This is a genomic window from Planctomycetia bacterium, assembly GCA_034440135.1.
In the GTDB taxonomy this organism is placed as follows: Bacteria; Planctomycetota; Planctomycetia; order Pirellulales; family JALHLM01; genus JALHLM01.
In genome coordinates this window covers 1-10,126 of the sequence record JAWXBP010000125.1, presented here as the reverse complement: position 1 = coordinate 10,126, position 10,126 = coordinate 1, and the positions used below count along the sequence as shown (strand labels likewise).

Here is a 10,126-nt window from a genome sequence, read left to right as displayed (position 1 = left end):
CGTGTGGCCCTCAACGGGATGATGCTAGCGCGTCCACTTGAGTCAGCGCCGTAAGATCGCAATGTTCAGCGTGCATCGAAACGGCCCTATGTTTGCCCGTCTCGCGCCAGGCAAGGCGCAGTGCTCCGACCGCACGAATTCCGTAATGCTCATCCAGAGCCGAGTCATATCCGTTTTCCTCGACCGAGCCGAGGAACTTTACGAATCGCTCAGGGGATTCCTTTTTAACCAGATAGGCCACGAGGGCGTGACTCTGCGCATAGAACGCCGGCCACCGATCATGTGAGGGATAAGCCTCCAAAGTGAGCAGCTCGGCGGCGCTGAACGCTGAGCCAGAAGCAAATGCCGTCTCAAGATCACTCGTATGTCTGGCTTGCTTCTCCGCAGGGTCGGCCAACATTGCCATCCCTTCTTCCGCCCAAAGCGGCCAGGGTTTTCCCTTCATCCAGTCGGCGACCACGACGTGGGTCATTTCATGTGGCAGGGCCGCCGTCAGCAGATTGGACTTGTCCGCTCGCAAGTCAACGCGTCGCGACACCACCCTGTATTGATCGGTCTTCACGTCGGCCGAACCCGAGGTACTTGAAGCGCCCCGCCCAACGGCTTGGAGATAGCTCGCTGCGTCTTGATGAACGACGATTTCGCAACGCGGATCCCAGGTCGATTCGTGCTGATCGGGAAACCAGCGCTCGCATAACGCACCGCGCAGTTTCTCACAATGTTCCGCAATCGAATTGGCGTCGCCAGCGCGAGTATGACAGACGACGCGAAAGTTGCGAGAGGTAGCGCATCGCCAGCCAGGACGACCTCGGATCGCAGTAACAGTCGTCGCCCCGATTTCACATGCCGTGCACGGTTCACGTGCGGTGGCCGATTTTGCCGTAGTGCACAGCAAGACAAGGAAGGAGATGGCCTGAAATGCAATGGCACAAGGATGGATTCGCCGCACTTTGCCCCCTGCAATTGAGTTGTTGCAGGGGTGGGCGAATCGCAACCGCTATGCCGGATAAGAAAACAGCCAGGGGAATTCACTTTAACCCATTGCCGCAGAATGGCTTAGGGAGTATTTGCCTCGTGTGATTCACTTTTATGCAGGACACTTGCTGCCAATCTGATGTGCTGATGCCGCCCAAGAATTGTGCCGGGTCGCCGACGTAGCGGCCGGAATTGCGGTCCATTTTCACTGTCCGACGACCTCGCACAGGATGATGTAGGCCCCGGTCTCATCGCGACCCTCCCAGGCGGCGACCACCGGCCCGGTAAGGGTCGGCGAGGCCGCCACGACCGGGTCGTATGCTTGGGAAGTGAGCTGTGTCGGCACGAGTTCCCCCGGACGAAGTATGAAAGCCTCCTCAGCACGGTTTTTCAACCAGACGACGTAGACTCCTTTCGGCGAAGCTGCGATCCAGGGTTGTTCGCCGTCACCCAAGAGGCGTTCTGGAGAATCGTTCTGGGTAAGAAGGTAGACTTTGCCCTCGCGCCGCCAGACGGCGCTCACCCCGTAGGCTGCAGTACAAGTGATTGCGCCGCCATCCATGGGGCAAGCGTCGAGCGGCCAGGTTTCCGCGCCCAGCTTGGACGCCGTTCCAAAACTGACGCCACCGTCAGTGGATTTAGCCACGTACATGTCGCGATTTCCCGAAAGCGAGTTGCGCCACATGACATGCACGACGCCATTCGCTCCCCATGCGACGCTGGGATGACAGCACTCGCAGACGCTGCCGTCCGGCGATCGGTAAACCAGTACGTTCTTGGACCACGTAGCGCCGGCATCGACGGACGTCGCCGCCATGACCTCCGATTTCTTGTGTCGCAAATCAAGCCAAACACAGCAAACAGTTCCGTCCGGGCCAGCGCTCATTCCATGCAGTCCTTCCCGCGCCGAGTCCGCTACGTCGTTGACGACTATAGGAGCGGACCAAGTCACACCGGCGTCCGCGGAGCGATAGCACAACACATTCCCGTCCTGGCCCTTGCCCAATGGTCCGCCAATGGCTGTGACCGCAATCCTTCCGTCAAACGCCACGATGCGCGGTCCGCGTCGCATGCCCAGCGACAACGCGCCTAAGCTCGGCAATTCCGTCGGCGCAGAGTACGACTTGCCCTGGTCGTCCGAGCGGCAATAGCGGACGGAGTTGTTGACGCCATAGACCAGATGGATCGCCCCGTCCTCGTCCACGGCCACTTGAGGCTGCCGAGGTTGCGATGCCTTGTCGCCGCGAGCTACTTCGACCGGCGTTCCGGCGGTTGCGTGCAGCGTGAGCAAAAGCGCGGTTGCTACCGCAAGCGCCGTAGGTTTCATGGGAGGCTCGTCGAGAACATGGATCAGGAACCGGCCATACCGGATGCCGTTCCTGATCAGTCTACCGCCCGCGTCGGTATTCTCAACCGTCGGCTGGCGGACGGCGGACCTCTTCCGCGGTCACTTCGGTGAGTACCGGTCCTCCCGTGGCGCGTTCCAACTCGGCCAGGCGGGTATGGAACATGGCCAATGCCGCTTCCTGTTCCTCGCGGAGCGTGACGAGTTGCCGCTGCGCCGTCGCAAGCTCCAGAAAGCTGGACGTATTGGCCTCGTAGTTCGCTCGGGCGGCGCTGACGTTTTGCTCCGCCACGGGAATCAACCGTTCCGAGAAAAGCCGCAATGTGCGGCGGCTTTCCTCAAGTTGCTCGTAGGCGGTAACGACTTCGTACTGAATATCCAAGACGCGTTGCTCGTATTCGCTCCGTCGCTGGCTGACGCGGAACATCGCTTCGCGCACGGCCGCGTTAAGGCGTCCCCGGTACAGAGGCATGTTCAGGTTGACGCCCACTTGGCCCCGCAGGTCGCCTTGCGTACTGGACGGCTGCCAGAAGGTGTCGTAACGACCGAAGAATTCCACGTCCGGATAGTACGCTTTCATCGCCACGGCCACCGCCGCCTGTTCGGCGCGGACTTGGGCCGCGATAGACGTCAAGTCGGGGCGTTGCGCAATCGCCAGCTGCTGCAACAGTTCGGGATTGAATTGGCCGGGCGGAATTTCCAACTTGTGCGGCGGCGCGGCGAGCGGCGCATAAGGAGGTACACGCAACAGCGTATTGATGCGCGCGACCGCCACGCGATTCATGCGCTCCAACTCGATTTGGCGGCGCTCCAGTTCAATCAGCTCGACGTCGGCTTGCAGCAGATCCTGCTGCGTCACCTGACTAGCGCGGTATTTGGCGTCCGCCGTGTCGCGGAATTGACGTAGGATCACGACATTCTGGTCGATCAACTCGCGTTGACGCCGTACCAAGTAGTAATCGAAGTAGGCCGTTTGCGTGATCGCGACTAAGCGCAAGCGGCTGTCCTGCACTTCGTGGAATGCCGAGGCGGTCTCCGCCCGGGCTTGGCGGCCGCGCGCCGCGCGTTTGCCAAACCAGGGGAGCTTTTGGCCACCCTGTAAGGCGTAGGCCGATTCCAGCTCGTCGTTGTCAAACGAGGCCGGCGCCGCGATCGAGGAGAACATGGGATCGTCGAGTGAGACCACTTGCGGATAGCGCTGCGCTGCGGACTGCCAAGCCGAGATCATCGCCTGCAGCGACGGATTCCGTGCTTGCACGTCAGCCACGAGCTGCGGCAACGAGAGTTCAGACGATTCCTCCCGATGCGTTACCGGCTTGATCTGGCTGACGATATCGCTCGATGGGCCAGGACTTCGCGCGGCCGACGTAACTGAATTCGTAGCCGTTTCGACGCGGACGGCGCCGGATTTGGAATGCGGAAAACTTGCCGTTCGAGGCCCGGTTGATTGACAACCGACCGCGAACAGTGTGGCAACCGCGCATAGTTGCACTCTGCGGAACAGCGACATGACGCCTCCGTGCGGCAACTGGCGGACTCGTCGAGACTGGCGGGTTAGCGGGAATCGGGACGGACGCACCGGCCCAGAAGTGAGGAAATCGGCGGGTTGAAGCGGTTACACGATGAAATGCATTACATCCGGAAGGGTCGCCGTGACCCCTAATATTCATTGCTAGCGAGGGACTGTCGGATTCGACGTTAAGTGCTGGCGAGAAACGACTTCCGCACAATACTGGACGTCGCGAGCGCCTTTCTTATTTGCCGGGGGCCAAAACAACCGATAAAGTTAACGTAGAAGACCGTAACCATCGGGAAGTCTTGACATCCAAGCCGTTGCGTCCTTACGCCCGAGAATTTGGTCACGTATAGAGTACCATCATGTTCCGAACTGCCACAATTCGCCGCTTGAGCAATCGCTTAGAGGCGCTGGCGGTCTGGGCGATGATTCCGTTGGCGGTGTTGAACGGCCGCACAGTGGGTGGATGCATTTGCGCGGACGGCCGTTACGAGGCGACTTGCAACACCTCCGTGTGCGCTGGCCGGACGTGGACTTCAGCCGAGTCAGCGAGTTGTGGCTGTTCTTGCTGTGCGCACGGCACCGACAAGCAAGGCGGTACCGATTGCTGCCGCAGGAAGTCTTGTTGCTCGCATGAACCTCAAAAGCCGGGGCGCAGTTCCGGCGGCGAATCGGTCAGCGACAAGGGTTGCTGCCAGCCGGTTTCCCAGACGTATGTGACTCCAACCGTGGTCATCAAGTCGAACTTTGATGAAGCCCGTCCGTTGGAGCTACTGACAACCGACGCGGCAGCTTCGCTGCAGTCGCTGTTTCAAGCTGCAGCGCATCGTTTCGACGACAACCACGTAGCTTCTTGTACGGCGCCAGATCTCGTGATCAGGTTGCGCAAGCTCGTGATCTAAATCTCTTGCCCATGCCGCATTCTTTGCGGCGTTCGCTGGGTGTTTCTTTAAGTACGTTTCTAGGGCGGATCGAATTCGCTCTCGGCGGCTCTTGAATCATTACTGGCGTTCTTGTTCGGCAAACTCCATTCGATCTGGCGCTGAGTGGCGCCGGTCGCACCCATTCCTTAGCCCATCCAGGCTGGGAGATTGATCCAACGGCATTGGACGGCTGCGTCGCGTCGACGCGCCCGACAACGCCATTTCCTCAAGAAGGCGGTTACTATCATGAACGTCAAGATGATCCTGTTCACAGTTGTCGCATTGACTCTGGCGACCGTCAGTTCCTCAACCGCGACCCCTCGCACCTGGTCGAAGGGGACTGGCAACTATGACGGGAGCATGACGCATCGACCGACGCCCAGTGTGCGACGCTCGTATCGTTCGGTCGCTCCGCGAATGATCGAAGAGTCGCCGAGTCCAGCGGCGGTGGCGAATGCGCCGTCGACGACACGCCGGTATTCGTACGAACCGTCCGCGCCGAGTGATTCGACGAGGGCGGCGCAGGCGCCGAGCTTAGTTCGGTCGACGCGGAGTTACTTGTTTGAGCCGTCAAATTCGGCGTCGCGGATGCGGACGTCACGGCCCTCGGCCAATTCACTGCCGAAGTCGGACCCACGGCGCTACAACTTCTAAGCGTCCCATCTGTCGTGTTGCCGCCTGGCCCGGCGCTCCGGGCCAGGCATGATTTTCCTTCTTCCCTCCAAGGTGACGCATGAGATTCCCCTTCCTGTTGTCCATTGCCTCGACGGCACTCACGGCGCTCGCATACGCTCAAGATGCAAGCGAACCAAAAGAAGAAGGCGTCACGGTCGTCAAGGCGACCTACTTGATCACCGGCCTGCACTGTCCGCCCTGCACGAAGACGGTCGAGTCTTCATTACGGCAGATCGACGGCGTGAAATCCGTCAAGGTCGATTGGAAAACCAAGAATGCGAAGATCGAGTTCGATGAGGCGGTGCTGCCGGCGCAGAAACTCGCGCTGCTGATCGCCGATACGCCGCACATGATGGGCGGAAACCTGCATTACGACGGCTGGCTGGCGCTGAAAGCCTCGGAAATTATGGATGACGCTAGCGCGGAGCGCGCCAAGGAAGCGTTGAGCAAACTGGAGGGAGTGAAGCGCGTCGTGGCATACCCCAAGAAGCACTCGCTGGGCGTACAGTTTACCGACGACGGCGAGGTCACGAGTCACCAGTTGATCGAGGCGCTGACCGCCGCCGGATTCACGGGCGAGAACTATTGAGCCGATCGAGAGAGAGGCGGAGGCAGCCGTGCCAGGCTGGCGGGTTAGCACCAAGTGTCTGGCTGGCTTGCGTCACGGCTGCCTTTTGTTGCTTTATCTATCGAGGAGAGTCTCATGTTTGGCGTAAATCGCCTCCCGTCCGCAAACGACCCGGTTGGCCCGCTGCCGTCCGACAATGACGAAGGCGGACTGCGCGCGCCGCCCGGGCTGAAAGGCTGGCGGAAGGCTTGGTGGTGGTTTGATTTCATCATTCTGGTGAAGTTAGCGCGGCTGCGCTTCATCGGCATCCTGGCGGTGATCGGCGTGATCATCACGCAATGGGACACGCTCAACGCCTACTACGAAAAGTGGACTCGGCCCTCAGGCGCAGTCGCCGCTGCCGCGTCCGGCATCGAGTACTTCTGCCCGATGCATCCCTCGATCATTCGCGACAATCCCAAGGACAAGTGTCCGATCTGCTTCATGCCGCTCTCCAAGCGGAAGAAGGGGAGCGGCGTGGCCGAGGCCTTGCCGGACGGCATTGTGAATCGCGTCCAACTGACGCCTTATCGCGTCGTGTTGGCCGGCGTGCAGACGTGGCCGGTCGACTACCAACCGCTGACCAAGCAACTCACCGCCGTCGGCTACGTGGAATTCAACGAACGGGGCGAGCGCACCGTTGCGGCGCGCGTGGCCGGTCGCATCGACAAGCTAGTCGTCAACGAAACCGGACAGATGGTCGAGGCAGGGGACGAGTTGGCGTTGCTCTATAGCCCGGAGCTGAACGTCACGGTTGAGAACCTGCTGAACGCGAATCGAAGCGGAAATCAACAGTTGCTCGCGGGAGCGCGAACGCGCCTGGAGCGACTGGGGATCGACGACGCGCAGCTTGACGAAATCTTATCGGCCGGCGAGTCGACTTCTCACCTCAAGATTCGCTCGCCGATCGACGGCCATGTGATCACCAAATACGTGCGCGCGGGGCAGTACGTCCAGGAAGGGACGCCGCTGTACGAGGTCGCCGATCTCGCGACCGTCTGGATTCAGGCCCAGATTTATGAAGATGATCTAGCGTTCTTGCCCGTCGGCGACACAGAACAAGACCGCCAGCGCAACTTGAATGGGTTGGACATTAGCGCGACCACGCGGGCGTTTCCGGGCGAGGTGTTCCACGGCAAGTTGGCGTTTATTTATCCCCATGTCGATCAAAACACGCGGACCGTCACCGTGCGGTTCGAGTTGGATAACCCGGGCCACAAGCTGCGACCAGGCAGCACGGCATCCGTGACGCTCAAGGTCGAGCCGAAGGACGTCGCGTCACTGTCAAGCGCGAATGATGATCCGCGGCGCCAGAAGATGCTCGATGAAGGACGCGTGTTGGCAGTGCCCGAGAGTTCCATCATCGACACCGGCAGCCAGAAGATCGTCTACCGTCAATCGTTGCCCAACACCTTTGAAGGCGTCGAAGTGGCTGTGGGACCGAGCATGTCTGGCCCGGACGGCGTCGTGTTCTACCCCATCCTGCGCGGCCTCATGCCTGGCGATTTGGTCGTCACCAGCGGCTCGTTTCTCGTCGATGCGGAGACCCGACTCAATCCGGCCGCCGGCTCGATTTACTTCGGCGGCAGCGGCGGATCGCAAGAGCGGTCCGGCGTGACGACGGTCCGACCATCCACGCCGGAAGATCCGAACGGCAAGATCAAAGCGGCGCTCGCGAAGCTAGCGCCGGAGGACCGCACGCTTGCCGAGGCGCAACGCTTCTGCCCCGTATTGCCGGCCAGTCGCTTGGGATCGATGGGAGCGCCGGTCAAATTGATGGTCGCGGGGGAATCACTGTTCATCTGCTGCAATAGCTGCAAAGAGAACGCTCTGAAGAACTCGGATGCTACGCTCGCCAAGGTCAAGGAACTGAGGGGCGCGAACCAAGAATAACGTCGGAATAAGTCCGTCCATCTCACATGAGAGATTGTTTGATGAAAAAGATGTTTTGCGCAATCACATTGCTGTTGTCCATCGTGATGGTGGGTGTTGGTTGCCAAAGGACGCCAACCTCGCCGACGGCAAAGCAATACGACATTATCGGCAAGATCGTGGCAGTCGACCGCGACCGTGGGACAGTCACGCTGGACCACGAAGACATTTCGGGACTGATGCAAGGCATGGAAATGGAATTCAAGGTCGAAAAGCCTGAGTTGCTCGAAGGCCTGAACGCCGGCGACGAAGTCATGGGACAACTTGACGTCCAGAGCAGCGACCAGGTCATCACTAGCATTCACAAACGCTAATTGTCGGTCGGATTCACTGTTACTGATGCCAGGATCTGAGTTGTCGCCATGATTGAGAAAATCATCGAGCTTTCGATTCGCAATCGCTTTCTGGTGCTGATCGTAACCGCTGCGCTGACGGTCGCCGCCATCTACGCCACACTCCATACGCCCGTCGACGCGATTCCGGATCTGAGCGAGAATCAGGTGATCGTGTTCACGGACTGGATGGGGCGCAGTCCGCGCGAGATCGAGGATCAGGTGACCTATCCGCTTTCACGCAAGCTGCAGGGATTGGCGGGAGTGAAAACGGTTCGGTCGTCATCGGAATTTAACTTCTCGATGATCACGATCATCTTCGACGACGACATCGACTTTTATTTCGCCCGCCAGCGGGTCACCGAAAAGCTCAGTCAGGCCAACACGTTCTTGCCGGCCGGCGTGATGCCGTACCTCGCGCCGGATGCGACGGCGCTGGGGCAAATCTATTGGTATACGGTCGAAACCAGCCTGGAGCACCCCATCGATTCGGGCCGGCTGTGGGCGATCAACAAGTTCTACATCGCCCCGCAACTGAACTCCGCGCCAGGCGTGGCCGACGTGGCGATCGTGGGCGGCACGCCGCTGGAGTATCAAATCGACGTGCGGCCGGAGGATCTGAGGGCCTATGGAATTACGCTCGGCGAGCTTTACGCCGCGGTCGGCAAGAGCAACATGCCGGCCGGCGGCGGCGTCGTGCAAAAAAACAACGCCGAGTACATCGTCCGCGGCGTCGGTTGGATCAAAGATAAGCACGACATCGCAAACACCGTCATCAAGGAAGTGAACGGCACGCCGATCTACGTCCATAGCATCGCCACGGTGCAACTCGGTACGCAGTTCCGCCGCAGCGTGTATGAAAAAGACGGCAACGAGGTCACCGGCGGAGCGGTGTTGATGCGGCATGGCGAAAACCCGCTGGAAGTGACGAAGCGGGTCAAGGAGAAGATTCACGAGCTACAGCCTGGACTGCCCGAGGGCGTGCATATCGTCGCCGCCTACGATCGCACGCGACTGATCGAAGGGGCGATTCACACGCTCAGCGAAGTGATGTGGCACGAGATGGTGATCGCCTCGCTGGCGATTCTGCTGATCTTGATGCATTTCCGCAGCGTGTTCGTAATCTGCATCACGCTGCCGCTCGCGGTGTTGTTCTCGTTCCTGATGATGTGGGTGCTGCGCGAAACCGGCATCATCGACATTCAGGCCAACATCATGTCGTTGGCGGGCATCACGATCTCGATCGGCATCCTGGTCGATCAGGCGATTGTGATGACCGAGAATGCAACGCATCACTTGAAGGAGCATTTCGGCGACCGTAAGGTAACGGGCGACATCCGCGAGCTAGTGATTCAGCCCTGCCGCACGGTCGGCCGGCCGATCTTTTTCTCCGTCCTGATCATGCTCCTATCGTTCGTCCCGGTGTTCATGCTGAGCGGCCGGGAAGGCAAGCTATTTCATCCGCTGGCGTTCACCAAGAGCTTTGCCATGATCGGTGTGGCGCTGATTTCGGTAACGCTCGTCCCCGCGCTGATTCCCACGTTCATCAAAGGGCGCCTGCGGAGCGAAGAGGAGAATTGGATCGTGCGCAGCTTTATCCACATCTATAAGCCGCTGCTGACCTGGGCGCTGCCGCGGCGGAATTTGGTGATGTGGATGTTCGCCGTGCTGCTGGTGCTCGCCGCGGGAATGTTCCCGTTGCAGGCGGTGTTCGGTCAGGGGGCTTCTGAAGAGGCGTGGCGAACGACGTTTTTGTTGGTATTCGCCTTGGTCACGTCGCTAACGGTCATTCTCACGACAGGAAAAAGCTACGGCTTTTGG

8 protein-coding genes are annotated in these 10,126 nt (G+C 59.8%); 5 read left to right on the top strand and 3 right to left on the bottom strand.

What is annotated here, in order from left to right; genetic code table 11:
- Positions 1-10: 10 nt before the first annotated feature.
- From SGJ19_07070 to SGJ19_07060, 3 genes are all read right to left on the bottom strand, one after another.
- On the bottom strand, positions 11-562 hold the full coding sequence (locus SGJ19_07070; GenBank protein MDZ4779995.1) for a hypothetical protein: 552 nt from the start codon (positions 560-562) through the stop codon (positions 11-13).
- A 618-nt stretch (positions 563-1,180) separates the two neighbouring features.
- Positions 1,181-2,302: a sialidase family protein gene (locus SGJ19_07065; GenBank protein ID MDZ4779994.1), complete on the bottom strand. Its 1,122-nt coding sequence runs from the start codon at positions 2,300-2,302 to the stop codon at positions 1,181-1,183.
- Between the two features lie 82 nt (positions 2,303-2,384).
- Complete coding sequence (locus SGJ19_07060; GenBank protein MDZ4779993.1) at positions 2,385-3,830, bottom strand: TolC family protein; 1,446 nt, start codon at positions 3,828-3,830, stop codon at positions 2,385-2,387.
- A gap of 368 nt (positions 3,831-4,198) precedes the next feature.
- Between SGJ19_07060 and SGJ19_07055 the strand changes: the two genes are divergently transcribed.
- From SGJ19_07055 to SGJ19_07035, 5 genes are all read left to right on the top strand, one after another.
- Positions 4,199-4,738: a hypothetical protein gene (locus tag SGJ19_07055; protein ID MDZ4779992.1), complete on the top strand. Its 540-nt coding sequence runs from the start codon at positions 4,199-4,201 to the stop codon at positions 4,736-4,738.
- Positions 4,739-5,492: 754 nt separating this feature from the next.
- On the top strand, positions 5,493-6,023 hold the full coding sequence (locus SGJ19_07050; GenBank protein MDZ4779991.1) for a cation transporter: 531 nt from the start codon (positions 5,493-5,495) through the stop codon (positions 6,021-6,023).
- A gap of 114 nt (positions 6,024-6,137) precedes the next feature.
- Entirely contained in the window at positions 6,138-7,934 is a 1,797-nt protein-coding gene (locus SGJ19_07045) for an efflux RND transporter periplasmic adaptor subunit (GenBank protein ID MDZ4779990.1), read from the top strand.
- 41 nt (positions 7,935-7,975) lie between these two features.
- The gene (locus SGJ19_07040) at positions 7,976-8,287 is read left to right on the top strand and encodes a copper-binding protein (GenBank protein ID MDZ4779989.1); all 312 of its coding nucleotides are present in this window, start codon (positions 7,976-7,978) and stop codon (positions 8,285-8,287) included.
- 48 nt (positions 8,288-8,335) lie between these two features.
- Positions 8,336-10,126: efflux RND transporter permease subunit (locus tag SGJ19_07035; protein ID MDZ4779988.1), on the top strand; the 1,791-nt coding region annotated here is incomplete at its 3' end.

Coding starts and splice junctions, on each gene's coding strand:
- SGJ19_07065 (MDZ4779994.1), bottom strand. CDS start 2,302: ATGAAACCTACGGCGCTTGCGGTAGCAACCGCGCTTTTGCTCACGCTG.
- SGJ19_07060 (MDZ4779993.1), bottom strand. CDS start 3,830: ATGTCGCTGTTCCGCAGAGTGCAACTATGCGCGGTTGCCACACTGTTC.
- SGJ19_07055 (MDZ4779992.1), top strand. CDS start 4,199: ATGTTCCGAACTGCCACAATTCGCCGCTTGAGCAATCGCTTAGAGGCG.
- SGJ19_07050 (MDZ4779991.1), top strand. CDS start 5,493: ATGAGATTCCCCTTCCTGTTGTCCATTGCCTCGACGGCACTCACGGCG.
- SGJ19_07045 (MDZ4779990.1), top strand. CDS start 6,138: ATGTTTGGCGTAAATCGCCTCCCGTCCGCAAACGACCCGGTTGGCCCG.
- SGJ19_07040 (MDZ4779989.1), top strand. CDS start 7,976: ATGAAAAAGATGTTTTGCGCAATCACATTGCTGTTGTCCATCGTGATG.